At 66.2% G+C, this 26,273-nt stretch carries 25 protein-coding genes; 5 read left to right on the plus strand and 20 right to left on the minus strand.

Going from position 1 to position 26,273, the window contains the following annotated elements:
* Positions 1 to 136 precede the first annotated feature (136 nt).
* The 12 genes from HUK68_RS15995 to HUK68_RS16050 all read right to left on the minus strand — a co-directional run bounded on the left by HUK68_RS15995 (position 137) and on the right by HUK68_RS16050 (position 12,454).
* A complete protein-coding gene (locus HUK68_RS15995) occupies positions 137 to 835 on the minus strand; it encodes a transposase (protein WP_175505085.1) in 699 nt (232 codons plus the stop codon).
* A gap of 180 nt (positions 836 to 1,015) precedes the next feature.
* The gene (locus HUK68_RS16000; protein WP_175505086.1) at positions 1,016 to 1,903 is read right to left on the minus strand and encodes a class I SAM-dependent methyltransferase; all 888 of its coding nucleotides are present in this window, start codon (positions 1,901 to 1,903) and stop codon (positions 1,016 to 1,018) included.
* Positions 1,903 to 2,520 carry a DUF1415 domain-containing protein gene (locus HUK68_RS16005; RefSeq protein ID WP_175505087.1) on the minus strand — a complete coding sequence of 206 codons (618 nt, stop codon included), beginning with the start codon at positions 2,518 to 2,520 and terminating at the stop codon, positions 1,903 to 1,905. The genes HUK68_RS16000 and HUK68_RS16005 overlap by 1 nt, the downstream gene beginning before the upstream one ends.
* 124 nt (positions 2,521 to 2,644) lie before the next feature.
* The gene (locus HUK68_RS16010; protein ID WP_175505870.1) at positions 2,645 to 3,901 is read right to left on the minus strand and encodes a deoxyguanosinetriphosphate triphosphohydrolase; all 1,257 of its coding nucleotides are present in this window, start codon (positions 3,899 to 3,901) and stop codon (positions 2,645 to 2,647) included.
* A gap of 1 nt (position 3,902) precedes the next feature.
* Positions 3,903 to 5,021 (minus strand): 3-dehydroquinate synthase, encoded by a 1,119-nt coding sequence (gene aroB, locus HUK68_RS16015; protein ID WP_175505088.1) that lies wholly within the window; start codon positions 5,019 to 5,021, stop codon positions 3,903 to 3,905.
* A 101-nt stretch (positions 5,022 to 5,122) separates the two neighbouring features.
* Positions 5,123 to 5,677, minus strand: a complete 555-nt coding sequence (locus HUK68_RS16020) for a shikimate kinase (protein WP_175505089.1) — start codon at positions 5,675 to 5,677, stop codon at positions 5,123 to 5,125.
* Between the two features lie 110 nt (positions 5,678 to 5,787).
* Positions 5,788 to 7,389: an Ig-like domain-containing protein gene (locus HUK68_RS16025; protein ID WP_175505090.1), complete on the minus strand. Its 1,602-nt coding sequence runs from the start codon at positions 7,387 to 7,389 to the stop codon at positions 5,788 to 5,790.
* 23 nt (positions 7,390 to 7,412) lie between these two features.
* Entirely contained in the window at positions 7,413 to 9,548 is a 2,136-nt protein-coding gene (locus tag HUK68_RS16030; protein ID WP_390887759.1) for a type IV pilus secretin PilQ, read from the minus strand.
* A complete protein-coding gene (locus HUK68_RS16035) occupies positions 9,548 to 10,093 on the minus strand; it encodes a pilus assembly protein PilP (RefSeq protein WP_175505092.1) in 546 nt (181 codons plus the stop codon). Before HUK68_RS16035 ends, HUK68_RS16030 begins: the two co-directional genes overlap by 1 nt.
* Complete coding sequence (locus tag HUK68_RS16040) at positions 10,093 to 10,767, minus strand: type IV pilus inner membrane component PilO (RefSeq protein WP_175505093.1); 675 nt, start codon at positions 10,765 to 10,767, stop codon at positions 10,093 to 10,095. The genes HUK68_RS16035 and HUK68_RS16040 overlap by 1 nt, the downstream gene beginning before the upstream one ends.
* Positions 10,768 to 10,769: 2 nt before the next feature.
* Positions 10,770 to 11,378 (minus strand): PilN domain-containing protein, encoded by a 609-nt coding sequence (locus HUK68_RS16045; protein ID WP_175505094.1) that lies wholly within the window; start codon positions 11,376 to 11,378, stop codon positions 10,770 to 10,772.
* Positions 11,375 to 12,454 (minus strand): pilus assembly protein PilM, encoded by a 1,080-nt coding sequence (locus HUK68_RS16050; protein ID WP_175505095.1) that lies wholly within the window; start codon positions 12,452 to 12,454, stop codon positions 11,375 to 11,377. The genes HUK68_RS16045 and HUK68_RS16050 overlap by 4 nt, the downstream gene beginning before the upstream one ends.
* 277 nt (positions 12,455 to 12,731) lie before the next feature.
* On the opposite strand from HUK68_RS16050, the gene HUK68_RS16055 reads away from it, so the two are divergent.
* Positions 12,732 to 15,122, plus strand: coding sequence for a penicillin-binding protein 1A (locus HUK68_RS16055; RefSeq protein ID WP_175505096.1), 2,391 nt, complete (start codon positions 12,732 to 12,734; stop codon positions 15,120 to 15,122).
* A gap of 54 nt (positions 15,123 to 15,176) precedes the next feature.
* Here HUK68_RS16055 and cyaY read toward each other — a convergent pair whose 3' ends face one another.
* Complete coding sequence (gene cyaY / locus HUK68_RS16060) at positions 15,177 to 15,512, minus strand: iron donor protein CyaY (protein ID WP_175505097.1); 336 nt, start codon at positions 15,510 to 15,512, stop codon at positions 15,177 to 15,179.
* Between the two features lie 12 nt (positions 15,513 to 15,524).
* Between cyaY and lptM the strand changes: the two genes are divergently transcribed.
* Both lptM and HUK68_RS16070 read left to right on the plus strand, forming a co-directional pair.
* Entirely contained in the window at positions 15,525 to 15,740 is a 216-nt protein-coding gene (lptM, locus tag HUK68_RS16065; protein WP_175505098.1) for an LPS translocon maturation chaperone LptM, read from the plus strand.
* An 87-nt stretch (positions 15,741 to 15,827) separates the two neighbouring features.
* Positions 15,828 to 16,655, plus strand: a complete 828-nt coding sequence (locus HUK68_RS16070) for an oxygen-binding di-iron domain-containing protein (RefSeq protein WP_175505099.1) — start codon at positions 15,828 to 15,830, stop codon at positions 16,653 to 16,655.
* Here HUK68_RS16070 and msrQ read toward each other — a convergent pair whose 3' ends face one another.
* The 5 genes from msrQ to HUK68_RS16095 all read right to left on the minus strand — a co-directional run bounded on the left by msrQ (position 16,656) and on the right by HUK68_RS16095 (position 22,724).
* On the minus strand, positions 16,656 to 17,288 hold the full coding sequence (gene msrQ, locus HUK68_RS16075; RefSeq protein ID WP_175505871.1) for a protein-methionine-sulfoxide reductase heme-binding subunit MsrQ: 633 nt from the start codon (positions 17,286 to 17,288) through the stop codon (positions 16,656 to 16,658).
* Positions 17,289 to 17,299: 11 nt separating this feature from the next.
* Positions 17,300 to 18,295 (minus strand): protein-methionine-sulfoxide reductase catalytic subunit MsrP, encoded by a 996-nt coding sequence (gene msrP / locus HUK68_RS16080; protein ID WP_175505100.1) that lies wholly within the window; start codon positions 18,293 to 18,295, stop codon positions 17,300 to 17,302.
* 142 nt (positions 18,296 to 18,437) lie between these two features.
* Positions 18,438 to 19,784, minus strand: coding sequence for a c-type cytochrome biogenesis protein CcsB (ccsB, locus tag HUK68_RS16085; RefSeq protein WP_175505101.1), 1,347 nt, complete (start codon positions 19,782 to 19,784; stop codon positions 18,438 to 18,440).
* A complete protein-coding gene (locus HUK68_RS16090; protein WP_175505102.1) occupies positions 19,781 to 21,952 on the minus strand; it encodes a cytochrome c biogenesis protein ResB in 2,172 nt (723 codons plus the stop codon). Before HUK68_RS16090 ends, ccsB begins: the two co-directional genes overlap by 4 nt.
* A gap of 130 nt (positions 21,953 to 22,082) precedes the next feature.
* A complete protein-coding gene (locus HUK68_RS16095; protein ID WP_175505103.1) occupies positions 22,083 to 22,724 on the minus strand; it encodes a c-type cytochrome in 642 nt (213 codons plus the stop codon).
* Between the two features lie 73 nt (positions 22,725 to 22,797).
* On the opposite strand from HUK68_RS16095, the gene yihA reads away from it, so the two are divergent.
* On the plus strand, positions 22,798 to 23,538 hold the full coding sequence (yihA, locus tag HUK68_RS16100) for a ribosome biogenesis GTP-binding protein YihA/YsxC (RefSeq protein WP_175505104.1): 741 nt from the start codon (positions 22,798 to 22,800) through the stop codon (positions 23,536 to 23,538).
* A 51-nt stretch (positions 23,539 to 23,589) separates the two neighbouring features.
* Positions 23,590 to 24,522, plus strand: coding sequence for an alpha/beta hydrolase (locus HUK68_RS16105; protein WP_175505105.1), 933 nt, complete (start codon positions 23,590 to 23,592; stop codon positions 24,520 to 24,522).
* Here the strand turns inward: HUK68_RS16105 and HUK68_RS16110 are convergent, their stop codons facing one another.
* Positions 24,523 to 25,392, minus strand: a complete 870-nt coding sequence (locus HUK68_RS16110) for a lysophospholipid acyltransferase family protein (protein ID WP_175505106.1) — start codon at positions 25,390 to 25,392, stop codon at positions 24,523 to 24,525.
* On the minus strand, positions 25,389 to 26,261 hold the full coding sequence (locus HUK68_RS16115; RefSeq protein ID WP_175505107.1) for a lysophospholipid acyltransferase family protein: 873 nt from the start codon (positions 26,259 to 26,261) through the stop codon (positions 25,389 to 25,391). The genes HUK68_RS16110 and HUK68_RS16115 overlap by 4 nt, the downstream gene beginning before the upstream one ends.
* Positions 26,262 to 26,273: the final 12 nt, after the last annotated feature.

The following is a 26,273-nucleotide window of genomic DNA, read 5'->3' on the forward strand; positions in this document are numbered from 1 at the left end:
GATTCACTGCCTGTCCGCAACCACCGAGCTTGAAAACTGGCGTGCTCCAGCCAGGGGGCAGCGAGGAAGGGCCGCCCCGCACCGAGGCTGCCGTCCCCCTCCACCGAAGGTTGAGAGGGGGAAGCGGCGAAGCCGCTCAGGGGGTGCTATCTAATTTCGGCGGACGTCCCGCGCGCTGGCGCACCACACGGCGCTGGGTACGGTTTTGCAGCTCCGCGACAAATTGCGGCGAACCCAGCGCCCAGCCGCGCAACGCGGACTGTTCAATGGTCTCGACCTGCTCCGCGGACAGGCCTTGCTCCACCGCGGCCTTGTAGCCCGCCTCGCGCGCAAACGGCGTATTGCCGAGTGCCCAGAACGACGGATGCGCGTGCACCAGCGTCGTGTAGCGCAGGCCTGCGTTGTGGCCGTAGCTGGACCACGCATAGTCGGCAGGCTCGCGCGCCAGCCCCGCGCGCACCGGCAGCCAGTCGAGAGCCACCATGCTGTCGAGCAGGAACTGCTTGGGATCGACGACATTCGCGCGGTAGCGGCCGTTCCACAGCGTGCCGCTGCGGCCATGGCGGTTGTTGAAATAGCGCACGTAGCTGCGCCCCACCGACTGCATGAACTGCGGCAGCCCCTCGGCGGTCTCGGGTGTCGCGAGCAGCTGGAATTCGCTGGGCAGCAGCGCATAGGCATGGATGTCCACGCCAAAGCGCCGGGCCATCTCGCGCAGCAGATCGAGCATCTGCGTGTAATCGGCGGCGTCGACGAAGATCTGGGCGCCGTTGTTGCCGCGCTGGATCAGGTGGTGCGGTAGAGACGCGAGGGTCAGGCGGGGGAGACGGGCCATGGGTGATTCGTATTTCTTGCGTGCCTGGGCGGCGGCGCACGAGCTTACGTCAGACCGTCATCCTTCGACAAGCTCAGGACGATCGGAATCAAAAGCCGCCCGTCTTGTGCCAGGACACAAGCCCATCGAGCACACCGTTCGCCCTGAGCGCGTCGAAGGGTGAACGTCCCCACCGACAAATCAGGCCTGCTGCGCCACCGGCAATCGAAACCGCGACTCGCCCAGGCTGTCCAGCCCGAACTCCTGCAGCAGCAGCTGCAGCCGCTCGGCCGCGCTGCGTTTCCTGTTGCCCGTGAAGCGCGCGACGATCAGTTCGTTCTTCATGCTGTGCTCCCATCCGACCAGCTCGGTCACCGTGACCTGGTAGCCCGAGGCTTCGAGGTACAGGCAGCGCAGCACGTTGGTGATCTGGCTGCCCATCTCGCGCGTGTGGATGGGGTGGCGCCAGAGTTCGGCCAGCGGGGTGCGCGTGAGGCTCAGCGCCTTGGTTTCGCGCAGGCAGGCCGCGACCTCGGCCTGGCAGCAGGGCACGATCACCATGGCCCTGGCCTTCTTTTCGAGGCCGAAGGCAATCGCATCGTCGGTCGCGGTATCGCAGGCATGCAGCGCGGTGACGATATCGAAGCGTTCGGGCATCGATTCCACGCGCGCGGATTCGGCCACCGACATGTTGAGGAAGTGCATGCGCTCGAAGCCCGGCTGCGCGGCCAGCGCCTGCGATGCCTCGACCAGCGGCGCGCGCGTCTCGATGCCGTAGATCTCGCCGCGGCCAAGCGGCTTGAAGAACAGGTCGTACAGGATGAAGCCCAGATACGACTTGCCCGCGCCATGGTCGGCCAGCTTCACCGCGTGCTCGTTGGCCGACAGTTCCTTGAGCAGCGGCTCGATGAACTGGTACAGGTGATAGACCTGCTTGAGCTTGCGGCGCGAATCCTGGTTGATCTTGCCCTCGCGCGTGAGGATGTGCAGCGCCTTGAGCAGCTCGATCGACTGGCCGGGGCGCAGCTCGAGCTGCTCGAACGGATCCTGCGGCGCCTTCTTCGCGCCCTGCTTGTCCGAGCGCGCCATTACCTGGCGTCCTTGGCCGCCTGGCCGGTCACGGGGCAGCGCGGGCCCACGCCCAGGTCCAGCCAGCCTTCGATGCCCAGCTTTTCCAGCGTCTGCATGTTGTGCTCGTAGATCGCCTCGGCCTCGGGAAAGGCTTCGACGGCCTTGTCGATGCTGTCCTCGCGCAGCAGGTGAAGGATGGGATAGGGCGAACGGTTGGTGCAGTTGGTGACGTCGTCGACCTCCGTGCCCTCGAACTGGAACTGCGGATGGAACGAGGCCACCTGCAGGATGCCGCCCAGGTCCATGGCCTCGACCAGTTCGTCGGCGAGCTCGAGGAAGTCGTTGAAGTCGAGGAAGTCCTGCAGCGCATGCGGCACGATCAGCAGCGTGGTGTCGCGCTTTTCGGGCGAGATCTCGGCCAGGGCTTCGAGCTCTTGCTGCAACTGTTCGGCCACGCCGCGCGCATCGGTGGCTTCGCTGACCACGTAATGGATCTGGTCCTTGACATGCACGGCCTTGGCAAAGGGGCACAGGTTCAAGCCGATGACCGCCTTTTCCAGCCAGCGCCGCGTGTCTTCGATCACCTGGTCGGCGGGGTAGGCCTGCAGGTCAGGCGCGGAGGAGAATTCGGACATGGAAGAAGCCTTATCGTGCAGGCGCCAGCCTGGGCGCGCGCTGTGCGCAGCCATGCGGGAGCATTGTGGGGGGTGCTGGATTTTAGCGATCCCGGCCTGCCGGCGCAGCGCGACGGGCAATCGCTCAGGCCAGCAGCTGCCGCCCCGTGAGCCGCGCATGTTCGCGCGCGGCGTAGCGGTCGGTCATGCCGGCAACGAAGTCGCAGGCCACGCGCGCCAGCGCCGTGGCGTCGCCCGCCTCCTGCGCGCGCTCGGCGAAGCGCGGCTTCATTTCCTGCGGGCGTGCCAGATAGATCGCAAACAGCTCGCGCACCACGGTCTGCGCCAGCTCGGTGGTCTGCACCACCTGCGGATGGCGGTAGAGGTTCTGGAACAGGAAGCGCTTGAGCTGCGTCGATTCGGCGCGCATCGCGGCGCTGAAACCCACCAGCGGCGGCGCGCTGCGCACGGCCTGTGCATCGGCCGGATCGGCTTCGGCCAGCCGCGCCTGCGTCGCGGCCACCACGTCATAGACCTGGTCGCTGAGCATGCGCCGGATGGTGTCGTACAGCAGCCGGCGCGGGCCGTGTGGCAGCAAGGCGATGTCCGGGTACTGGGCCAGCGTCAGCGCGTGGTAGCGCGCGAACAGCGGCACGGCCATCAACTGCTCCATGTCGATCAGGCCGGAACGCACGCCGTCGTCGACGTCATGGGCGTTGTAGGCAATCTCGTCGGCCAGATTGCACAGCTGGGCCTCGAGCGAGGGTTGCTCGCCGCGCAGGAAACGCTGGGCAATGCCGCCGGGCTCGCGCTGCTCGATGCGCTCGGCGTTCGCGCGCGAGCAGTGCTTGAGAATGCCTTCGCGCGTCTCGAACGTCAGGTTCAGTCCGTCAAAGCCGGGATAGCGCTCCTCGAGCCGGTCGACCACGCGCAGGCTTTGCAGGTTGTGCTCGAAACCGCCCCACTCGCGCATGCACGCGTTGAGCGCATCCTGGCCCGCATGGCCGAACGGCGTGTGGCCCAGGTCATGCGCGAGGCAGATGGCCTCGACCAGATCCTCGTTGAGCCGCAGCGAGCGCGCAATCGAGCGCCCGAGCTGGGCGACTTCGAGCGAATGCGTGAGCCGCGTGCGAAACAGGTCGCCCTCGTGGTTCAGGAACACCTGGGTCTTGTAGACCAGGCGCCGGAAGGCCGACGAATGCACGATGCGGTCGCGGTCGCGCTGGTGGTCGGAGCGCGTGGGCGCAGGCGCCTCGGCATGCAGCCGCCCGCGCGTCTGCGCCGGTTGGCTGGCCCAGCGAGCCAGCCCTTGGTCAGTTTTGCCGCCGGGCCGCCCCAAGGCAAAACTAGCCCCCTCGGGGGGCAGCGAGCCACACGCAGTGGGCGAGCGTGGGGGCCCCATTTCAGCGGCAGCAGACATCGATGATTTCACGCACCAGGCTGTCGGGCGCCGAGCGCACCACGGCCTTGCCCGGCTCGGCAATCAGCACGAAGCGGATCTCGCCGCCTTCGGCCTTCTTGTCGACGCGCATGTGCTGCAGGTAGTGGCCGGCGTTGTCGCGGCTGGCGATGATGGCGCCGCGCGTGGGCAGGCCGGCGCGGTCGATCAGGCGGATCAGGCGCTGCACGAATTCCTCGTCGACCAGCCCCAGGCGGCGCGACAGCCGCGCGGCCATGACCATGCCGGCCGCCACGCCCTCGCCATGCAGCCAGACGCCATAGCCCATGCCGGCTTCCATCGCGTGGCCGAAGGTATGGCCGAAATTGAGCACGGCGCGCAGGCCGCCCTCGCGCTCGTCCTGGCTCACGACCCAGGCCTTGATCTCGACGCTGCGCTTGACCGCATGCGCGAGCGCCGCCTTGTCGCCGGCCAGCAGCGCATCGAGGTTGTCCTCGAGCCAGCCCAGGAATTCCATGTCGGCAATCGGGCCGTATTTGATGACCTCGGCCAGGCCCGCGGCGAGCTCGCGCGCCGGCAGCGTGGTCAGCGTGTCGATGTCGCAGACCACCAGCTGCGGCTGGTAGAACGCGCCGATCATGTTCTTGCCCAGCGGGTGGTTGATGGCCGTCTTGCCGCCCACCGACGAGTCGACCTGCGACAGCAGCGTGGTCGGCACCTGCACGAAGGGCACGCCGCGCATGTAGCAGGCCGCCGCAAATCCGGTCATGTCGCCGACCACGCCGCCGCCCAATGCGAACAGCACCGTCTTGCGGTCGCAGCCCTGGCCCAGCAGCGTGTCGAAGATCTGGTTCAGCGTCTGCCAGTCCTTGTGCGCCTCGCCATCGGGCAAGGCCACGAGATGCACCTGCGGGTAATGCGGCGCGAGCGCCGCCTGGAGCCGCGCCGCGTAGAGCGGCTCGACGGTGGTGTTGGTGACGATCAGCGCGGCGCGGGCCTTGGGCAGGCCGGCGTAGACCGCGGGGTCGCCCAGCAGGCCGCTGCCGATCACGATGGGGTAGGAGCGCTCGCCCAAATCGATGTCCACCTGGTGCTGGCAAGCCGCCAATGCGCGCAGATCCATTGTGTTCCGTCCATTCTCAAAAAGTAGCGTGGGGCAGCCGGCGGCTGTTCCGGCCAAGCGGTCTATCGTAGCCGCAAGCGCCCCGCAGCGGTATGCACCAGCTATGGCCGCGGGGACATCGCGCCGCTGTGCGGCGCGGGCAGGTCGTATTCGCCCAGCTCGGCCTGCATGGCCAGCTTGCGCACCACCTGGGTCACCGACAGGCGCGCGGTCTTGATCGTGTAATGCGCGGTCGCCAGGTACAGCGCATGGCGCTGCTGCATCAGCTCGCGCAGCCGCACGCCCGGGTCCTGCCCCTTGAGCAGCGGCCGCGTGGTGTCGTTGCGCAGCCGCCGCGCGATGTCCTCGGGCGCGGCCTGCAGGTAGAACACCGTCGAGCGCGAGCGCAGATGCAGCCGGTTGGCCTCGCGCAGCACCACGCCGCCGCCCGTGGACAGCAGCAGCGGTTGCGGCGCGGCCGTGATCTCGTCGATGACCTGCTGCTCCACGTCGCGGAACGCAGCCTCGCCGTGCGCCGCGAAATACGCCGCGATGCTGCAGCCCAGGCGCTGCTCGATCACATGGTCGGAGTCGACGAAACCCATGCCCCAGAGCTGCGCCAGTTGCCTGCCGATGGTGGTTTTTCCGCTGCCCGGAAGGCCGATCAATGTATACATGGGGATGGAAAAAATCCGCCCGGAGGCGGATTTGTCAGTTGTGCCGTGAAGTCGCCGCCGCCGAGCTTAGCGCAAGTGGCGGGGACAGGACGCAATGAAGCGTTTGCACGTCAAGTGGCTGGCGTGCAGGCGCGGTAGGGAACGGTTGCCGCGAACTGTTGCACCGAGGTGCCGGCCGTGACCGTGAACAGCAGGTTGGCCGTGCCGTTCGCCGTGGCATTGTTCAAGGTGAAGCTCAGCACCGTACGCGTGCGCGAATTGGGTGACGTCGCGTCGGGCGCCCGGGTATTGGGCGAATCCATCACTGGCACACCCGAGGTCACGGCGGCCGTGAGCACCGGCGACGTCGATTCGACCGCCAGGGTCGCGCCAGCAGGCGCAGCGAAACCGGCGTTGGTGCCCAGCTCACCGGTCCACATTGCCTTGCAAGTGCCATCGAACTCAGGCAAAGGGAAGCTGGTGACTGGAGTATTGCTGCCAACGGGGAAGAGGTTGACCCAGCTCACGCTGGTGGCGTTGAGATAGATGGTGTCGGAGATCGTTATATCCCGACCCTGGAGCGCGGAATATGCCTGTCCGGTCACCACAATGGGAATGCGCACGCCATCCGCGGGACGCGGGTTCTGCACTTGGTACTCGACCTCGCAGATGCCATTTACCGTCGTGCAGCCACCGCGGTCGGATGAGCCCACCCGGCCATAGGTCGTTGTCGCCACCACCGGAAAACCATCGGCCACGGGATTGCCATTGGCATCTGCCACAGCAATCCGGATGGTGCTTGAATCGCCCGAGAGGTTCAGGTTGAGCACATGCTTGCTGGCCGAAAGGTCGAACGCAGCGGGCACCGCAGTGCCTGTGGTCACGGTCAGCGTGTCGGACTGGGTGAGCAGCGCCGCACCAGCCACAGTGGCTTTCACCACCACAGAAGTCGGCGTCGTCTTGGAAGACACTGACGCGGCCACAAGGCCGCTCGCATCCGTGGTTCCGGTCGTGCTGTTGAGGGTGACCACATTGGCCGGAATGGCTTCGAAAGTCACGCGCACGCCAGGCACGGCAGCGCCAGTTCCATCCACCACCTTGTATTGCAGGATGGCGGTTTCGGAGCGGCCATTGCCACCCGCACCCGCGATCACGATGGATTTGTCGGCGGGCACTGCCGCAACAAAGTTCACGCCCTTCGCCAGCGTCTGCGGATCCACTCCCTCGACCACGGCGCCCGTGACCGCCAGGTTGCGCGATGCGGCATAGGCCGTTCCCGCCACGGTGGCTGTCGCACTCACGGTGGTCGCACCCAGCGCATCGAGCGCCTTGGCCTTGATTTCCATCACCGCCTGCCCGCTGGCATTGGTCAGCGCCGTGGCCGCGGTGGGCGTGAACTGCAGCAGGCCGCTGCCGCTTTCGGCAAAGGTCACGACTTCATTGGGTGCGGCCGCACCGGCCGAGGTCTTGAGCGTCGCCAGCAGCTTCACCGTGTCGGAAGCCGCAAACGAGTTGCTGGCGATATCGGCCCCGGCGCTGTTCTGCAACTGCAATTGCATCACATAGCTGGCCGGCGTGACCGTGCCGCCACCGGTTCCGGTGTCCGTGCCGCCGCCCGTATCCGTTCCGGTCCCGCCGCCAAATCCCGGCGTGCCCGCGCTCCCCCCTCCTCCGCCGCAGGCCGCAAGGGCCGCGCTCATCACGATCGCCAATACACAGTTGTGGATCTTCATTTTTCTTGTCTCTCGATTAAAAATCAGCGCGCCGTCGGGTTCTGCATCAGCATCTTGGGCGTGATGAACACCAGCATTTCCCGCTTCGACGTCTCGCGCGTGCGGCTCTTGAACAGGTTGCCGACGACGGGCATGTCGCCCAGCAGCGGCACCTTGGTCTCGTTGTTGGTCTCTTCCATCTCGAAGATGCCGCCGATCACCACCGTGCCGCCGTTCTCGACCAGCACCTGGGTCTGGATATGCTTGGTGTCGATGGCCACGCCCTGGCTGGTGGTCTCGCCGCGGCTGTCCTTGTTGACGTCGAGGTCCAGAATGATGTTGCCCTCGGGCGTGATCTGCGGCGTGACTTCAAGCTTGAGCACGGCCTTCTTGAAGGCAATCGTGGTCGCGCCGTTGGGCGCCGTGACCGAATACGGGTACTCCGTGCCCTGCTCGATCAAGGCCTTGGTCTGGTCGGCGGTGATCAGCCGCGGGCTCGACACCACCTTGCCCTTGCCGTCGGCTTCCATGGCCGACAGCTCCAGCGTGAGGAAACGGTTGGCGGCCGAGTTGAAGATCGACAGCGCGAACGTGCCGGCCGACTGCACGTTGGACAGCGAGGCCGGCAGGTTCACGAAGGTGCCCGAGGTGTCCACGGTGCCGCCCGCGCCCGCGGTGGCGGTGGAGTTGGCGTAGCTGGTGCCGAAACCGATGCGGTTGCCGCCGCCGATCGAATAGCCGCCATTGCCGCCGTTCTGCGCGCGCAGGTCGCCACCGCCGAGCTTCACGCCCAGCGAACGGCCGAAGGTGTCGCGGGCTTCGACGATGCGTGCCTCGATCAGCACCTGGCGCACCGGAATGTCCAGCGTTGCCAGCAGGTTCTTCACTTCTTCGAGCTTGCTTGCGGTATCGGTCACGAACAGCTGGTTGGTGCGCGGTTCGGCAATGGCCGAGCCGCGTTCCGACAGGAAGCGCGTGGTCGAACCGGTGCCGCCGCCCGCATTGCTCGCGATCTGCGCGATCATGGCGGTGGCCTTGGCGTAGTTGAGCTGGAAGCCCTGCGTGCGCAGCGGCTCGAGCTTCTGGATGGCCAGGGTCGCCTCGAAGTCCTTCTTGATGCGCGCGTCGATTTCATCCTTGGGCGCGATCCACAGCACCGAGCCCGACTTGCGCATGCCCAGGCCCTTGGCATCCATGATGATCTGCAGCGCCTGGTCCCAGGGCACGTCCTTGAGGCGCAGCGTCAGCGAGCCGGTGACGGTGTCGGAGGTGACGATGTTGAAATTGGTGAAGTCGGCAATGACCTGCAGCAGCGAGCGCACCTCGATGCTCTGGAAATTCAGCGACAGCTTCTCGCCGGTGAAGCCCGGGCCCTGGCTCAGCTTGGTCGTGTCGACCTTCTTCTGCCGCACCTCGATGACGAACTGGTTGTCGCTCTGGTAGGCGCTGTGCTCCCACTCCCCGGTGGGCTCGATGCGCATGCGCACGCGGCCGCCGGCCTCGGAGGTGGTGATGGTCTGCACCGGCGTGCCGAAGTCGGTGACGTCGAGCCTGCGGCGCAGGCCTTCGGGCAGCGAGGAGCGCAGGAAGTCGGCGACCAGCACCCGGCCTTCCTGGCGCAGGTCCACCGCCACCTGGTTGCTTGCCAGGCCGACCACGATGCGCCCGGCACTGTCCGCGCCGCGGCGGAAGTCCACGTCGCGGATCGGCTGCACGTCGCTGGCGGCGGTCCTATTGGCGAACACGCGCGGCTCGGCCACCGCCTGCAAGGTGGCCGCCGTCGGCACGGGCGCGAGGATCACATACAGGTTGTTGCCCTGGATGTCGGTCTTGTAGGAGGTCGCGGCCTTGAGATTGATCACCACGCGCGAGCGCCCGCCGGCCTCGACCACATTGACCGAGCGCAGGTTGCCCTGGTTGAGTTCGAGTTGCGTCTGCCCCGTGGCATTCTGCGTGCCCGGAAAGTCCAGCGCGATGCGCGCCGGCGACTGGATGGCAAAGCCCGCGGGCGGCGCCGAAAGCGGTTGCGACAGCTCGATGCGCAGCACTTCGCTGCCATCCTGCAGCGATCCCGTGACGGACTGGATCGCTCCCTGGGCAAAAACGCTGGTCGACAGCAGTAGCGCCGCCGCGACGACGGCGCGCCGGCACTGCGCCAGCACGGCGCGGTTGTTTTTCATCATTTCTGTGTCTCCTGCAGCACCAGTTCGGTGTTGCGCTCTATCCATTCGCCGGTCACGTCCTGGATGATTTCACGCAGCTGGACGGAGTTTTCCGTGATGCGCAGCACTTTTCCATAGTTCTGGCCCAGGTAATTGCCGACGCGCACCTGGTAGAGCAGTTGATCGACCTTGATCAGTGCCGTCGGCTGGCCCTGCTTTTGCAGGCTGCCGACCATGGCCATCGCATCGAGCGGCATGGCTTCGAGCGGCTCCTTGCGGCGGTTGAGTTCGGACTGGATGATTCCCGAACGCGCGCCCTGCTGCGCCGAATCGCGGCGCAGTGCCTGCGTGAGCTTGCCCGGGTCGAACGGATCGACGCCGCCGTCGGCCGTGTAGGTCTGGGGCTGGAACTGCTTGGGTTCGGCAATCGGCGTGATGCGCGGCCGGGCCTGCGCGCGCTGCTGCGCCATCCACTGCTGCAATTCCTCGTGCTCGGGATTCGAACAGCCGACCAGCAGCGCGGTGCACAGGCCCAGCGCCAGGATCAATGATCGTTGCTGCATCATTTCTTCCCCGCGGCGGCGCGCTTCTGCGTCTCGATCTCTTCGGCATCGAGGTAGCGGAAGGTGCGCGCCGTCGCGTCCATGGCCAGGGTGCCGCCGCCGTCCTTGCTGACCGGCGCGATCGCGATGTTGTTGAGCGTGACGATGCGCGACAGATGCGCGATGTCCGACGCGAACGCGCCGATGTCGTGGTAGCTGCCCGTGACCTTGACCGCGATGGGCAGTTCGGCGTAGTAGTCCCTGACCACCATCTGCCCCGGACGGAACAGCTCGAACTGCAGGCTGCGCCCCAGCCCGGCCTGGTTGATATCGGACAGCAACGCGGCCATTTCGGCTTTGCTGGGCAGCTGTTTTTCCAGCTGGATCACATACTGCTGGACCTGCTCGCGCTGCTGCTTGAGCGCATCCAGGCTCACGGCCTTGGCCAGCTTGGTCTGGAAATCCTGGCGCAGCGTCGCTTCCTGGTCCTGCTCGCGCTGCAGTTCGTCGCGGTAATCGCTGAGCAGCACGAACCACAGCACGGCGGCCACGCCGACCGCGATGGCAATGCACAGCAGCGTGCGCGGCACGATCGGCCACTGCGAGGGGTCGTTCGGATGCAGGTTGGTGAACTGCTTGCGCAGGTCGGCCTGGAGCCGGGCGAAGTCGGGGCCTTGGCGCGGTTTCTTGGGCATTGTCATCTCCCGCCCGCGGCGGGCGCAGCGTTGTCCTTGGCTTGCAGCTCGCTGGTGCGCATCAGCTGGAAACGCAGGTTGAACGAGGCCACGCGGCGCTGGTCCCTGGGCGTCAACGCCAGGTTGGTGGCGACGATCTCGGTGAGTTCCGGCTTGGAGAACCAGGGAGTGTTCTCGGACAGGTTGCGCAGCATCTCGGAAACCCGCTCATTGGACTGGGCCATGCCTTGCATGCTGACGACCTGTCCTTCCTGTTTGAGGCTGGTCACATAGACGCCGTCGGGCAACTGCACCACCAGTTCATGCAGCAGGTGCACCGGCAGGTTGCGGTCGGATTGCAGGTCCTCGACGGCCTTCTGGCGCGCGCGCAGCGCGGTGATCTCTTTTTCCAGGCCGGCGATCTCCCCGATCTGCTTTTCCAGCACCTTGATCTCGGCATGCAGCAGGCTGTTCTTTTCCTGCTGGGCGGTGATGAGGTTCTGCAGCAGCGTATAGATCAGGCCCGCAATGACCAGGCCCGCCATGAAAGACAGCAGCATCGTGGTCTGGAACAGCTGCTTGCGGCGCTTGCGTGCCGCCTCGCGGTGGGGAAGTAGGTTGATCAGTATCACTGCAGGAACCTTCGCAGGGCCAGGCCGCAGGCGGTCAGATAGGAAGGCGCCTCGCGCGCCATTTTCTTGAGCCGGATATTGCCGCCCATCTGCATGCCATCGAACGGATTCACCAGGCTGCAGGCAAGGCCGGTGTGCTGGGTGATGGCCTCGACCAGCCCGGGCAGCGGCGCCGAGCCGCCGGCGAGCAGGATATGGTCGACCCGGTTGTAAGGCGTGCTGGTGAAGAAGAATTGCAGCGCGCGCGCAACCTCCTGGGTCATGCTTTCGACAAACGGCTTGAGCACCACGGTGGGGTAGTCCTCGGGAAGATCGGCGTTGCGCTTCTTGCTCTCGGCTTCCTCCTGGGAGAAGCCGTACTGGCGCGCGATCAGCTGCGTCAGCTGCGCGCCGCCAAACGCCTGGTCGCGCTCGTACAGGACCTCTTCGTTGCGCAGCACCTGCATGCTGGTGGTCAGCGCGCCGACCTCGAACAGCGCCACCAGCGCGTCCTCGCCCCGTTGCGGCAGCTTCTCGATCAGCCGCCGCGCGGCCAGGCGCGCGCAATGCGATTCGATGTCGACGATGACCGGAGTCAGCCCGGCCGCTTCGGCCAGGCCCTGGCGGTCCTGGACCTTCTCGCGCCGGGAAGCCGCGATCAGCACATCGACATCGCCGGGCGAGTTGGCCGTGGGGCCGATGACGCAGAAGTCGAGGCTCACCTCATCGAGCGAGAAGGGAATGTACTGATTGGCTTCGGACTCGACTTGCACTTCGAGTTCCTGCTCGCTCATTTCGCCGGGCAGCGAGATCCTCTTGGTGATGACCGCCGAAGGCGGCAGCGCCATCGCCACGTTCTTGCTGCGCGTGCCGCTTTTCTTCACCAGGCGGCGCAGGGCCTCGGCCACCTCGTCGAACTTCTCGATGTTGCCGTCGACGATCCAGCCCCGCTCGAGCGGCTCGATGCAGCAACGCTCGAGCACCAGCATCCCAGAAGGCTCGCGTCCAAGTTCTACCAGCTTGATGCTCGATGAGCTGATGTCAATACCCAGCAAGGATGCAGGCTGGCGATTGAACAGGGAACCTACAGTGATCAACGTGCCCTCCCGAGCCTGTAATGAAATGCAACAAAGTCTCACATTCCTCTTTGATGCTATCAGCAAGACCCTCGTCCAACCAATATAGTTGTAGCAACTGTATCCGCTTTACGTGGCCTAAATAAGACGTTTGCCTGCGAAGGAATCGAGACTTCGCGGACACTTGGCGCACGCCGGTCCTGGCCTGGCATTTCTCTCTCCGATGGCATTGTGTTGCTGCGCGGCACCCGGTTCGCGCTGATTTTTATAATGCCTGTTCCTCTCCTTCTGCTGCGCCATGCCGACTCCTGAAAAAACCGACAAGCCTTCCTCGTCCCGTTCGGCCCCGCCCCGCGCCCCCCACCACTGGTTGACCAAGCTCCTGTTCGGATTGGTCGGCTTGGCCGTGGCGGTGGCCGCAGGCGTGCTGCTGACGGTGGCGGTGGCGCTGGCCATGGCGTATCCCAACCTGCCCGACGTCTCCGAGCTCGCCGACTACCGTCCCAAGCTGCCGCTGCGCGTGTATTCGGCCGAAGGCGCGCTGCTGGGCGAGTTCGGCGAGGAGCGGCGCACGCTGACGCCGATCCAGGAAATTCCCAAGGTCATGACCGATGCGGTGCTGGCCATCGAAGACACGCGCTTCTTCGAGCACGGCGGCGTCGACTACAAGGGCATTGCGCGCGCCGTGCTGGCCAACCTGGGCGCGGGCGGCAAGAGCCAGGGCGCGTCGACGATCACCATGCAGGTCGCGCGCAACGTCTATCTGTCCTCGGAAAAGACCTTCACGCGCAAGATCTACGAAGTGCTGCTGACCTTCAAGCTCGAGCACCTGCTGACGAAGAACCAGATCCTCGAGATCTACATGAACCAGATCTACCTGGGCAACCGCGCCTATGGTTTCGCGGCCGCGTCCGAAGCCTACTTCGGCAAGCCGCTCAAGGACATCTCGGTGGCCGAGGCCGCGATGCTGGCCGGCCTGCCCAAGGCGCCGTCGGCGTACAACCCGATCAGCAACCCCAAGCGCGCACGCGCGCGCCAGCTCTATATCATCGAACGCATGGAGGAAAACGGGTTCATCACCGCCGCACAGGCCCAGCAGGCCAAGCAGGAAGAACTCAAGATCAGCTCGGGCAGCAACAACACCCGCGTGCATGCCGAGTACGTGGCTGAAATGGCGCGCCAGCTGATCTTCGCCCAGTACGGCAACGAAGCCTACACGCGCGGCATCAATGTCTACACCACGCTCAACGCGGGTGAACAGGACGCGGCCTACACCGCGCTGCGCAAGGGCATCATGGACTACGAGCGCCGCCAGCACTACCGCGGCCCCGAGCGCTTCATCGCGCTGCCGCAGGACCCGGAGGAGCGCGAGAACGCCATCGATGACGTGCTGGCCAACCACCCCGACAACGGCAACGTGATGTCCGCCGTGGTGCTGGACGCCACGCCGCGCAAGATCGTCGCGACGCGTGCCGACGGCGAGAAGTTCGAGATCACCGGCGACGGCCTCAAGCCCGCCCAGTCGGGCCTCAGCGACAAGGCACCGCCCAATACCAAGCTGCGCGCCGGCGCCGTGATCCGCGTGGTCAAGACACCGAAGAACACCTGGGAGATCACCCAGCTGCCCGAGGTCGAGGGCGCGTTTGTCGCACTCGACCCGCGTACCGGCGCGATCCGCGCACTGGTCGGCGGCTTCGACTTCGGCAAGAACAAGTTCAACCACGTGACGCAGGCCTGGCGCCAGCCGGGTTCGAGCTTCAAGCCCTTCATCTACTCGGCGGCGCTGGAAAAAGGCTTCTCGCCGGCGACGATGATCAACGACGCGCCGATCTTCTTCAGCGCCGGCACCACCGGCGGCCAGCCCTGGGAGCCGAAGAACTACGACTCGCGCTATGACGGCCCGATGAGCATGCGCACCGGCCTGAACAAGTCGAAGAACATGATCTCGATCCGCCTGCTGCAGGCGATCGGCCCCAAGTACGGCCAGGAATGGGTCACGCGTTTCGGCTTCGAAGCCGACAAGCACCCGGCCTACCTGACCATGGCGCTGGGCGCGGGCTCGGTCACGCCGATGCAGATGGTGGCGGGCTACTCGGTGTTCGCCAACGGCGGACGCCGCGTGAACCCGTGGCTGATCACGCGCATCACCGACCACAAGGGCCGCGTGCTGTCCGAATTCGTGCCCAAGCCGCTCGAACAGATGCCCGAGGCGATCCCGGCACGCAATGCCTTCATCATGGACAGCATGCTGCAGGACGTGGCCCGCGTCGGCACCGCGGCGCGCGCCCAGGCGACGCTCAAGCGCCCCGACCTCTACGGCAAGACCGGCACCACCAACGACTCGGTCGATGCCTGGTTCGGCGGCTTCCAGCCGACGCTGGCGGCGGTGACCTGGATCGGCTACGACACGCCGCGCAACCTGGGCTCGCGCGAGACCGGCGGCGGGCTGAGCCTGCCGATCTGGATCGACTTCATGCAGCACGCGCTCAAGGGCGTGCCCGTGGCCGAACTGCCCGTGCCGCCGGGCGTGGTCAACGTCGGCGGCGAATGGTTCTATGAGGAGTTCGCGCGCAATGCGGGCGTGGCCAGCCTGGGCATGTCCGACGGCGGCGGCGCCACCGACACCGGCGAGGCGCCACCGCCGGCCGCCGAGGAACGCAACCGCATCCTCGACCTGTTCCGGAACTGACGCCATGCAAAAAGCCCCTCGCGAGGGGCTTTTTGCTGTCTTGCCGGCGGCCGTTCAGGCGCTGAAAGTCAGTTGCAGCCCGGACTGTTCCGACGCATAGCGGCTCAGGCAGGCAAAGAACTCGCCCTCGCCCTTGGTGTCGAGCCAGCAGGACTGGCCGGTATCGTAGCGGAAGTGGAATCCGCCGGCCTTGGCCGCCAGCCACACTTCGTGCAGAGGTTTCTGCAGGTTGATCACAATCTGGCTGCGGTTGGGAAACGACAGCGTGACCATGCCGCCCACGCGCTGGGCGTCGATGTCGGCATCGGTGTCATCGTTGATGCGGTCGCAGCCCTGCTCCACCGCCAGCAGCAGTTTTTCAGCGCAGTCCAGGAATTCAAGGTCGTTCATTACAATTTGCATATGTTGAGAGCTTCCCAAATTCTAGTCAGGTCTTTTGCCCTTGCGCTGAGTGCGGCGTCGCTGCTGGCCTGCGGCCAGCGCGGACCGCTCTATCTGCCGACCGCGCCCGAGGCGGCGCAGCGTGCAACGCTGCCTCAGACGCTGCGTCCGCCGATTTTCGACGACGCGCCGGAAACCAGCGACCCCGCGCCGCTGTTGCCCGCCAACGCCCGCTGACGGCGCGCTGGCGTGACTGGCTGATCCAGGTCAAGAAGGCGTGCTGCGGCAGCACCTACAGTGGACTTTTTCGCTGGATGGCCTGCCATGCCGATTGAGCTCTACCGCGACCGGCAGCACGCCTGCCTGATGTTCTGCGACCTGATCGAGGAAGACGGCCAGGCCGTGCAGGCCAACCAGTTCCTGATCGTCGACGGCGATACCGGCGCGATCATCGATCCGGGCGGCAACCTGGCCTTCAACGAACTGTTCATGGGCATGGTGCGCCACTTCGCGCCGGCGCGGCTGTCATATGTGATTGCCTCGCATGCCGACCCGGACATCATTGCCTCGCTCGACCGCTGGATGAGCAGCACCCAGGCGCGGCTCGTGATCTCGCGCGTGTGGGAACGCTTCGTGCCGCATTTCACCAAGGCCGGCAAGACCGACGCGCGCATCATCGGCGTACCCGACGCGGGCGGGCGCCTGCCGCTGGGCCGCAACGAGTTGCTGCTGCTGCCCGCGCATTTCCTGCACTCCGAGGGCAATTTCCATTTCTACGACCCGGTGAGCCGCATCCTGTTCACCGGCGACCTGGGCGCGTCCATGCTCAGCGGCGCGCAGGCCGCGGTGCCGGTCACCGACCTGGCACCGCACATCGCACACATGGAGGGCTTCCACCGGCGCTACATGGTGTCGAACAAGATTCTGCGGCTGTGGCTGCAGATGGTGCGCCCGCTCGACATCGCCATGCTCGTGCCCCAGCATGGCGCGCCCATCCAGGGCCGAGCGGCCATCGACGCGTTCTTCGACTGGCTCGAGCACCTGGCCTGCGGCATCGACCTGTTCGACCAGCGTGCCTACCAGGTCTCGACGGCACTGATCGACCCGGTGTCGCGCCTGACGCGTGCGCCGCTGCGTGCCGTCAACGGGTGATCATGCCGCCGCGCGGCGCTTGCGGATCGCGCGCTGCGCGCGCCAGCCCAGCAGCAGCGCGATGATGGCGGTGTAGACCAGTACCTCGGCAAAATTGTTCTTGCCCGCGCGCATCCAGAAGAAATGCAGCAGCGCCAGGCCCGCCACCGCATACACGCTGCGGTGCAGCCGCTGCCAGCGGCGTGCGCCCAGCAGCCGGGTCATGCGGTGCGGCGAGGTCGCGGCCAGCGCCGTGAGCAGCACGAAGGCCAGCATGCCGACCAGGATGAACGGGCGCTCCAGCGTGTCGCGCCAGATCTCGGCCAGGTCCAGCCCCTGGTCGAAGACCGAATAGCACAGCAGGTGCAGCAGCGCATAGAAGAACACGTAGAGCCCCAGCATGCGCCGAAAGCGCGCCAGCGCCGGCAGGCCCAGCAGCACGCGAGCGGGCGTCACGGCCAATGCCACGCACAGGAAGCGCAGCGTCCAGTCGCCCGTGGCGCGCAGCAGCGCCTCGGCCGGGTTCGCGCCCAGCGTATCGAACACCGCGCCATACAGCAGCTGCGCAAACGGCAGCAGGCACAGCACGAACAGCAGCGGCTTGGCTGCGGGGTGCATGAAGGCGGCTTTCCAGCGCGGCGCCGCGGCGCGCATCGGCGGGGCGTTCAAAATTGTTGCTTCAAATCCATGCCTGCATACATCGAGGCCACCTGATCGCCATAGCCATTGAACAGCAGCGTCTTGCGCTTCTTGGCAAACAGCCCGCCCTCGCCGATGCGCCGCTCGGTGGCCTGGCTCCAGCGCGGATGCGGCACGTCGGGGTTCACGTTCGAATAGAAGCCGTACTCGTTGCGCGCGGCCTTGTTCCAGGCCGTGCCCGGCTGCTTGTCGGTGAGGCGGATGGCAACAATGCTCTTGGCACTCTTGAAGCCGTACTTCCAGGGCACAACCAGGCGCACCGGCGCGCCGTTTTGCGGCGGCAGCACCTCGCCATACATGCCGAAGGCCAGCAGCGTCAGCGGGTGCATCGCCTCGTCGAGGCGCAGCCCCTCGGTGTAGGGCCAGTCGAGCACGCTGCTGCGCAGGCCCGGCATCTGGTTCTTGTCGGCCAGCGTCACGAACTCGACGTACTTCGCGCTGCCCAGCGGCTGGACCTGGCGCAGCAGCTGCGCCAGCGAATAGCCGACCCAGGGAATGACCATCGACCAGCCCTCGACGCAGCGCAGGCGGTAGATGCGCTCTTCCTGCGCGCTGAGCTTGAGCAGCTCCTCCAGTCCGAACGTCCTTGGCTTGGCCACCAGGCCCTCGACCTTGATGCTCCAGGGCGTGGTCTTGAGCGTGTGCGCGTTGCGCGCCGGGTCGGCCTTGTCGAGGCCGAACTCGTAGTAGTTGTTGTACTGCGAGGCATCGGCATAGGAAGTGGGCGCTTCCATCGTGTTCGCGCCCGCCACCTGGCTGGGCGCGCCCGGCAGCGCGGCCAGCTTGCCCGGGCGCTCGACGGCCGCGCGCGCATCGCGCGCCGCCCAGCCGGCGAGCGTGGCACCGGCGGCGCCCGCGGCCAGCGTGCGCAGCATGCGGCGGCGCCCTTCGTAGGCGGACTGGGGCGTGATCTCGCTGCCCTGGGGGTGGACAAAACCGTTATGGCCGGTACGTATCAGCATTGCAGCTCCTTGGAGGAAATCCCATGGCCGCGCAACGCCCGGCCCAACCTGTCTGATCCGTTCCGATTGTGGATGGTTCAACCGCGCTGGCAACAAAAAAGCGCCCGGGCAGGGGCGCTCTGTTGTGTTTCGCGGCCCAGGACTACAGTTCTCCGTAGCTGTGCAGGCCGCTCAGGAACATGTTGACGCCCAGGAAGGCAAAGGTGGTCACGCCCAGGCCGGTCAGCGCCCACCAGGCCGAGACCGTGCCGCGCAGGCCCTTGACCAGGCGCATGTGCAGCCAGGCCGCGTAGTTGAGCCAGACGATCAATGCCCAGGTCTCCTTCGGGTCCCAGCTCCAGTAGCCGCCCCAGGCCTCGGCGGCCCACAGCGCGCCGAGCACGGTGGCGATGGTGAAGAACGCAAAGCCCACGGCAATCGACTTGTACATCACGTCGTCGAGGATCTCGAACGAGGGCAGGCGCGCGGCGATGTGCTTGCGCGCCAGCAGGATGCCGGCCACGATCAGCGCCGAGATGCCGAAATAGACCGTCCAGTAGCTGCTGCCGTTGTCGGTCGCGCCCTGGCGGAACACGATGGGCTCGAAGCACAGCACGATGCCCAGCAGCCACAGCGGCGCGAGCTTGTACCAGCGCGTCTCGCCGGCCTGCTGCTTGATCAGGTAGGCAAACGCCACCATGGCCGCGAGCGCGAACGTGCCGTAGCCGATGAAGTTGGCCGGCACATGCAGCTTCATCCACCAGCTCTTGAGCGCCGGCACCAGCGGCTGGATCTCGTGCGCCTCGCGCACCAGCGTGTACCAGAGCAGGAAACCCACGGCCGCGCTCACCACCAGCATCACGAACGCGCCCAGCGCGCGCGTGTCGTAGTTCTCCTCGTAGTAGAGGTAGAAAGCCGCGGTCATCCAGCAGAACATCACGAACACTTCGTAGAGATTGCTGACGGGAATGTGGCCGATGTCCGGGCCGAGCAGATAGCTCTCGTACCAGCGCACCATGGTGCCGATCAGCGCCATCGCGATCGCCACCCACGCGATGCGCGAGCCCAGCAGCGCCATGGTCTTCTCTTGCGGACTGGTGAACATGCCTATCCAGTAGAAGATGGTGCTCATGAAGAACAGCATGCTCATCCAGAGGATGGCCGACTGGCTCGACAGGAAGTACTTGAGGCCGAACACCGTCTCGGCGCGCGCCAGATCGCCCGCGCCGTCCACCTGGTACAGGCCCAGCGCCAGCAGCGAGAACGCGCCCACGGCCAGCAGCAGCGTGCGCAGCGGGCGCCAGAACCAGCCCAGCCAGATCACGGCCGGGATCGTGCCCAGCAGGATGGCTTTCTCGTAGACATCCATGTAGTCGCCATAGCGCTGCAGCGCGAACAGCCCGCCGGCCGCGACGATCACGGCAAACAGCCAGTCAAACCCGTTGCGGCGTGAAAAATACCCCGAATGCAGGGTGATGGTCTCGGAGGAATCGGTCGTGGCGGTCGTCATTTGTCGGCTCCCGGGCGGCGCGCGATCGGCTTCGCCCCAATGAGTTTTTCAGTCAGCAGGGCGAAATCCTTGTCGCCTTCCATGGTCTGGCGGTTGGTGGATTGCGCCATGGTGGCGTGGCTTGCGCCTTCGCCGGCCGGGGCCAGCCAGATCCACAGGCGCCGGTCACGCACATAGAGCATGGCAAAGATGCCCAGGATCAGGAACAGGCAGCCCAGATAGACTACGTTCTTGCCGGGCCCGCGCGTGACCTGGAAAACGCTGGCTTGCACATGCGTGAAATCGTCGAGCATGAAGGTCATGGGCGCGGGATAGAACTGGGCATCGCTCAGCGAGAACACGGCCTGCGTCATGAACGCCAGCGTCTGCGCATCGTTTTCCATGGGCTTGAGGCCGTTTTTCTCGCGCAGCGCCTGGGCCATCTCGAACAGCACGCCATTGAGGATGCGCACCAGCACCTCGCCGGCGCGCGCGCGCTCGGCCTCGGGCACGTTCTGCTCCATGAAGCGCGAGACTGCCTGCAGGCCGCCGATCTTCACACCGGCCTCGTCCGTCGTGCCCGCATACATCTCGAGCGCGCGCAGCGCCGACTGCATCAGCGGCTCGCGCAGGTCGGGGCGCGCGGCATCCACGGCCGTGGCCACATAGCGGCGCGCGGCCTGCTCGCGCAGCGCGGGATCGGCCAGCGCGGTGCGCAGGCGCAGGAAGGTGTCCATCGAGCCTTCGGCATCGGCCGGCACGCGCAGGAAGCGGAAGGCGTCGGCCGGGTTCTCGCGCACGCCCAGCAGGTACACCGGGTTGCCGTCGCCGGTGTCGACCGGCAGCATGTAGTTCTGGTATTCGCGCGCCTGGCCCGAGGCATCGCGCAGCTTGTAGCCGATGCTCGGGCCGATGTTGCGCAGCTCCTTTTCGGTCGTGGTCTTGTGGCCCGCGCCCAGGCGCGCATCGATGGCCGCCTTCAGGTCGACCTTGCGCACATCGGTGCCCGAATCCATGGCCCCCTTGGATGCGCCGAAGTTCTCGACGTTGATGGTGCGCAAGGCGGTGTATTCCAGCGTCAGCGTGTCCTGCGGGTCGCCGCGGCCCACGCCGGCGCGCGTGAATTCGCTGCTGCCGCCAATGGTGCCCTCGACCATGAAGGGCGTGCCCGTGCCGTCCATGGGCACGGCGCGCATCTTCACCGACGAGCCGCCATCATCGAAGCTCGACTGGTAGATCTCCACGCCCTTGTAATGCGCGGGATGGTTGACTTCGATGCGCTCGGCGGTCTGCTCGCCGGTGTGCTTGTCGTGAATGATCACTTCGCTGGCGAACAGCTTGGGCATGCCGGTCGAGTAGTACTCGACGATGAATTTCTTCAGCTCGACGGCGAACGGCAGCTCCTGCAGCAGCACGCCATCGGACTGGTTCAGGATGGCAGTGCTCGACTGCGTGCCCTCGGCCACCATCAGATTGCCGCGGAAGGTGGGGTTGCGTTCGGACAGGCGGTGTTCGGGCGCGACATCCGACACGCGGCCGCCGCCGGTGTAGGGCGTCTTGTCGCCAAACAGCATCTGCGCGCGCACGATCAGGTCGCCGTCGAACAGCCCGCCCAGGCAGATCAGCACGATGGCGCTGTGCGCCGCGATATAGCCCAGCTTGTGCGCCGCGCCGGCCTTGGCGGCCACCATCCAGCCTTCGCCCCCAGCGGTATCGCGCTGCTGCAGGCGGACTTTCCAGCCGCCCGTGGCCAGCAGCTTGCCCAGGCGCTCGGCCGCTTCGCGTGGCGTGCCGCGGACCTCGGCCTGGGCCCGGTGGCGGAACGCTTCGAGGCTTTTCTCGCGGATGTTTTCCTTGTAGCTGCGCAGGTCGGCCAGGTATTTGGGCGTATGGCGCGCCACGCACAGGCTGGTGCTGACCACGAGGAAGGCCAGGATCAGCAGGAACCACCAGGCGCTGTAGACCGCGTTGAGCTTGAGCGCGAGAAACAGCTGCGACCAGAACGGGCCGAACTGGTTCACGTAGTTGACGGCCGGCTCGTGCTGCTTGAGCACGGTGCCGATCACCGAGGCAATGCAGATGATGGTGAGCAATGCAATGGCAAAGCGCATCGACGACAGCAACTCGACGGCCGCGCGCCAGGCCCGGGATCGAAAGGAGGAAGTCGCGCGGTGAGTGGTATCTGACATGGGAAAAGAATGCAAAGCCCGGAAGCAAAAAGGCGGGGCCATCACAGCAAAGGATGGACCCGCCCCTATTGGGTTTTGTTATCGGCGTTTGGTTCCTTGCGCAGCAGGCCACAAGGATTCAATCAATCGTTCAGCGCAGGCCGGCGATGTAGTCCGCAACCGCCTTGATTTCACGGTCGTTGAGCTTGGCCGCCACCTGCGTCATCGGCAGACTGTTGCCACGCTTGCCATCCCGGAACTCTACCAGTTGTTTAATAGTGTAGTCAGCGTGCTGGCCGGCGAGGCGCGGGTACTGCACGGGCAGGCCGGCGCCGTTCGGGCTGTGGCAGCCGGCGCAGGCGGCAATGTTGCGGTCCTGGATGCCGCCGCGGAAGATGCGCTCGCCCAGTGCCACCAGTTCCTTGTCCTTGGCAAAGCCGCCCTTGGACTTCTGCGAGGCCAGCCAGCCGGCGATGTTCTGCATTTCCTGATCAGACAGCATCGAGGCAAAGCCCTGCATGACCGGGTCCTTGCGCGCACCGCTCTTGAAGTCGCGCAATTGCTTGACGAGGTACTCCGGATGCTGTTGGGCCAGCGCGGGATTAGCCACAATGGTCGAGTTGCCATCCGCTCCGTGGCATGCTACGCATACCTCAGCAAAGCGCGCAGCGCCTTGCGTTAGATCAAGCTTGACGTTTGCCTGCGGCGCCGCGGGCGTTTCGCCTGCCGCAATGGCCGGGAGAACGGGTGCTGCCAGAAAGGCAGCCATCAGCATAGAGGCGAGCAACTTCATATCGAGGGTCTGTTGTTAGGTGCACTGAACCGCCCAATTCTACAATGAGGCCCCCAAGCATTGATACCCCCCCATGACGAACTCCTCTCCCGCACCGGCTGCGGGCAAGCCTTCCCCCGCCATTGACGGCAAGCTCGCCATGGGCTGGATGCATACCGCACGCTTCCTGACCACCGCCGCACAGCTGCACCACCTGCCCCCGATCGACGTTCCCGAGATCGCCTTCGTCGGCCGCTCCAACGCCGGGAAATCCACCTGCATCAATACCCTGACGCAGCAAAAGCAGCTCGCGTTCGCGTCGAAGAAACCGGGCCGCACGCAGCACATCAACCTGTTCTCGCTGGGCCGCCAGGGCGTCACCGATGCGGTGCTGGCCGACCTGCCCGGCTATGGCTATGCCGCAGTGTCGCGCTCGGACAAGCTGCGCTGGCAACAGGTCATGGTCAACTACCTGATCAGCCGCAGCAGCCTCACCGGCATCGTGCTGCTGTGCGATCCGCGCCTGGGCCTGACCGAGCTCGACGAAGCGCTGCTCGAAGCCGTGCGCCCGCGCGTCGAGGACGGCCTCAAGTTCCTGATCCTGCTGACCAAGGCCGACAAGCTGACGCGCGCCGAACAGGCCAAGGCGCTGTCCATTGCGCGACTGCAGGCCGGCGGCGGCGAGGCAATGTTGTTCTCGGCACTGAAGAAACAGGGTGTGGAGGACGTGGCTCAGCTACTATGGCGTTGGTCGCATCCCGCAGAACCGGCGGCGGCCACGCCCGCAGTGCCGTCCGCAGCCGCGGACAGCGCTGGCGAACCCCAGGCCACCTAGCTTCCAGCACCGGTCCCGTCAGGTGCCGGGAGCTACCGAGAGAGTAGTTCCATGATCCAGACCTGCGACCATGTCCTGCCCCACGGCATCACGCTGCGCTGCCGCGCCGCGGGCACGCCCGGCCGGCCCGTGCTGATGTTCCTGCACGGGTTTCCCGAAGGCGCGTTCATCTGGGATGAATTGCTCACCCACTTTGCCGCGCCCGAGAACGGCGGTTTCCGCTGCGTGGCGCCGAATCTGCGCGGCTACGGCGGATCGAGCAGTCCCGCCGAGGTGACCGCCTACCACGCCAGGCATCTGGTCGAAGACATCCGCGCGCTGATCGAGGCCGAGAGCCCGCAGGCGCCGCTGGCCTGCCTGGTCGCGCATGACTGGGGCGGGGCCGTGGCGTGGAGCGTGGCCAGCCAGCACCCCGAAGGCATGCAGCGGCTGATGATCCTCAACGCCCCCCACGCGGGGGCGTTTTTGCGCGAACTGCGCGAACACGCCGAGCAGCGCCAGGCCAGCGACTACATGCGCTTCCTGCGCCGCGCCGATGCGCCGGTGCTGCTGGCCGAACATGGGTGGCGCCGCGCGCTGGGCTTCTTTGCGCAGGCCGATGGCCAGCTGCCGGCCTGGCTCACGCCTGCGCTGCAGCAGCGCTACCGCGAACACTGGGCGCTGGGCATGCAGGGCCCCTGCCATTACTACGGCGCCAGCCCGCTTTTTCCGCCCGCACCCGGCGCACCTGACCATCTGGCCACGCTGCAGCTGCCGGCCTCTGCGCTGCGGGTCGAGGTGCCGACGCTGATGCTCTGGGGCATGAACGACCCGGCGCTGCGTCCGGGGCTGCTCGAAGGCCTCGAGGAATGGGTGCCGCGGCTGCAGATCCAGCATCTGCGCAACACCTCGCACTGGGTGGTGCACGAGCGTCCGGCGCGCGTCATCGACGAGCTGGAGCATTTCGTGCAGCAGCAGTTCAGCAGCGAAGACTTGACGGCTTGATCACCGGTAGACGGAGGGTTCGCCCTCGGGCCGGGTCTTGAAGCGCTTGTGCACCCAGTAATACTGCTCCGGCATGGTGTTGATCCAGTGCTCGAGTTCGCGGTTCATGCGCGCCGTGTCGGCCACCGCGTCGTCCGTGGGGAAGTCCTGCCAGGCCGGGGTGAGCTGGGCGACATAGCCTTCGGGCGTGAGCCGCGTGTACATGCCTATGACCTTGGCCCGGCCCAGGCGCGCGAAACGCGACAGCGAGGGAATGGTCGCCGCCGGAACGCCGAAGAAGGGCACGAACACCGAATCGTTCCTGCCGAAGTCCATGTCGGGCAGCAGGTACAGCAGCCCGCCGTGGCGCAGGCTGGAGATGATGGGCTTGACGCCATCGGCGCGGTTGAGCATGCGCACGTCGCCAAAGCGCTGGCGCCCGGTCATGAACCAGTCGTCGATATCGGGATTGGGATGGGTCGAGAAGATCGAGGTGAAGGCGCGCGTCATGTGCAGCGGCAATGTCAGCCCGCCCGCATCCATGCCGTAGAAATGCGGCGCGAACACGATGATCGGCGTGTTGCCATCGAGTTCGTGCAGCGCGCCTTCGAGCTTCACGCGCGAGCGCACCACCGATTCGGGCGCCGACCAGAGCCAGCCGCGGTCCAGCCAGGCTTGGCAGAACACGACGAAATTCTGCTGCGCCAGCGCCTTGCGCCGCTCGGGTGACAGATCGGGAAAACACAGCTCGAGATTGCGCAGCGCAATGCGCCGGCGCGGCACGGCCACCACGAACAGCAGCCGCCCGAGCAACCAGCCCAGCGCGCGCAGCCAGCGCAGCGGCAGGCGCCCGAGCATGGCCATCAGCCAGATACCGAAGCGCGCGCTCATGGGGCCACCTGCCCGCCAGTGGACGCCGCGCTGGCGGCCTGCTCGGCACGCGGCTGCTTGTAGCGCGCATAGCCCCAGAGGTATTGCGACGGGCTGCGGCGGATGGTCTGCTCCATGGCCTGGTTGAGCTGCAGCACAGCGGTTTCCAGCGAATCTGACAAAGGCAAGGGCAACTCCTCGAAATGCATCGTATAGCCGCGCCCCCAGGAGCGGCGCTCGCAGCGCGCGATGACGACGATCGCGCCGGTCTGCTGCACCAGCCGCGCGGCCAGCGTCATGGTGTAGGCGTCACGCCCGAAAAACGGCGACCACAGCCCCTGCCCCTCGGGCGGGACCTGGTCGGGCAGCAGGCCCACGGCCTCGCCGCGGCGCAGCGCCTTGATCATCTGGCGCACGCCCGACAGGTTGGTGGGCACGGCCTGCACGCCAGGGCGGTTGCGCGCGGTCTCCATGAGGCGGGCCAGCCAGGCCTGGCGCGCCGGGCGGTAGAGGATGGTGATCGGGCCGAACTGCGCGTGCCAGCGGTGCGCGGCGGCCTGCACCGACAGCTCGAAGCAGCCCAGGTGCGGTGTCAGGAAGACAATGCCCCGCCCCTGCGCCCAGGGCCGTTCGACGCGCTCGGGTTCGATCATCTCGCAGTGCGGCGGCTCGGGACGCAGCCACAGGCGCGGCAGCTCGGCCACCATGCGACCCGCATGGCCCACGGCCGCGCGCACGTCGGCGAAGCGGTAGCCCGCCTGGCGCGCATTGGCCAGGAAACGCCGGCGGTAGGTGCCCGAGGCCAGGAATACCACCCACCCCAGCACCGCACCCACACCATGCAAAAGCCACAAAGGCAGCAACGAGAACAAACGAAACAGGCTTGGCATTAAAATAGAAGG

The sequence above is a fragment of the Comamonas antarctica genome (assembly GCF_013363755.1).
Classification (GTDB): Bacteria; Pseudomonadota; Gammaproteobacteria; order Burkholderiales; family Burkholderiaceae_C; genus Comamonas; species Comamonas antarctica.

What these genes read in the sequence shown, in the direction of transcription:
- HUK68_RS15995 (WP_175505085.1), bottom strand. Translation starts at nt 835, where the DNA reads ATGGCCCGTCTCCCCCGCCTGACCCTCGCGTCTCTACCGCACCACCTG.
- HUK68_RS16000 (WP_175505086.1), bottom strand. Translation starts at nt 1,903, where the DNA reads ATGGCGCGCTCGGACAAGCAGGGCGCGAAGAAGGCGCCGCAGGATCCG.
- HUK68_RS16005 (WP_175505087.1), bottom strand. Translation starts at nt 2,520, where the DNA reads ATGTCCGAATTCTCCTCCGCGCCTGACCTGCAGGCCTACCCCGCCGAC.
- HUK68_RS16010 (WP_175505870.1), bottom strand. Translation starts at nt 3,901, where the DNA reads ATGGGGCCCCCACGCTCGCCCACTGCGTGTGGCTCGCTGCCCCCCGAG.
- aroB (WP_175505088.1), bottom strand. Translation starts at nt 5,021, where the DNA reads ATGGATCTGCGCGCATTGGCGGCTTGCCAGCACCAGGTGGACATCGAT.
- HUK68_RS16020 (WP_175505089.1), bottom strand. Translation starts at nt 5,677, where the DNA reads ATGTATACATTGATCGGCCTTCCGGGCAGCGGAAAAACCACCATCGGC.
- HUK68_RS16025 (WP_175505090.1), bottom strand. Translation starts at nt 7,389, where the DNA reads ATGAAGATCCACAACTGTGTATTGGCGATCGTGATGAGCGCGGCCCTT.
- HUK68_RS16030 (WP_390887759.1), bottom strand. Translation starts at nt 9,548, where the DNA reads ATGAAAAACAACCGCGCCGTGCTGGCGCAGTGCCGGCGCGCCGTCGTC.
- HUK68_RS16035 (WP_175505092.1), bottom strand. Translation starts at nt 10,093, where the DNA reads ATGCAGCAACGATCATTGATCCTGGCGCTGGGCCTGTGCACCGCGCTG.
- HUK68_RS16040 (WP_175505093.1), bottom strand. Translation starts at nt 10,767, where the DNA reads ATGCCCAAGAAACCGCGCCAAGGCCCCGACTTCGCCCGGCTCCAGGCC.
- HUK68_RS16055 (WP_175505096.1), top strand. Translation starts at nt 12,732, where the DNA reads ATGCCGACTCCTGAAAAAACCGACAAGCCTTCCTCGTCCCGTTCGGCC.
- cyaY (WP_175505097.1), bottom strand. Translation starts at nt 15,512, where the DNA reads ATGAACGACCTTGAATTCCTGGACTGCGCTGAAAAACTGCTGCTGGCG.
- lptM (WP_175505098.1), top strand. Translation starts at nt 15,525, where the DNA reads ATGTTGAGAGCTTCCCAAATTCTAGTCAGGTCTTTTGCCCTTGCGCTG.
- HUK68_RS16070 (WP_175505099.1), top strand. Translation starts at nt 15,828, where the DNA reads ATGCCGATTGAGCTCTACCGCGACCGGCAGCACGCCTGCCTGATGTTC.
- msrQ (WP_175505871.1), bottom strand. Translation starts at nt 17,288, where the DNA reads ATGCGCGCCGCGGCGCCGCGCTGGAAAGCCGCCTTCATGCACCCCGCA.
- msrP (WP_175505100.1), bottom strand. Translation starts at nt 18,295, where the DNA reads ATGCTGATACGTACCGGCCATAACGGTTTTGTCCACCCCCAGGGCAGC.
- ccsB (WP_175505101.1), bottom strand. Translation starts at nt 19,784, where the DNA reads ATGACGACCGCCACGACCGATTCCTCCGAGACCATCACCCTGCATTCG.
- HUK68_RS16090 (WP_175505102.1), bottom strand. Translation starts at nt 21,952, where the DNA reads ATGTCAGATACCACTCACCGCGCGACTTCCTCCTTTCGATCCCGGGCC.
- HUK68_RS16095 (WP_175505103.1), bottom strand. Translation starts at nt 22,724, where the DNA reads ATGAAGTTGCTCGCCTCTATGCTGATGGCTGCCTTTCTGGCAGCACCC.
- yihA (WP_175505104.1), top strand. Translation starts at nt 22,798, where the DNA reads ATGACGAACTCCTCTCCCGCACCGGCTGCGGGCAAGCCTTCCCCCGCC.
- HUK68_RS16105 (WP_175505105.1), top strand. Translation starts at nt 23,590, where the DNA reads ATGATCCAGACCTGCGACCATGTCCTGCCCCACGGCATCACGCTGCGC.
- HUK68_RS16110 (WP_175505106.1), bottom strand. Translation starts at nt 25,392, where the DNA reads ATGAGCGCGCGCTTCGGTATCTGGCTGATGGCCATGCTCGGGCGCCTG.
- HUK68_RS16115 (WP_175505107.1), bottom strand. Translation starts at nt 26,261, where the DNA reads ATGCCAAGCCTGTTTCGTTTGTTCTCGTTGCTGCCTTTGTGGCTTTTG.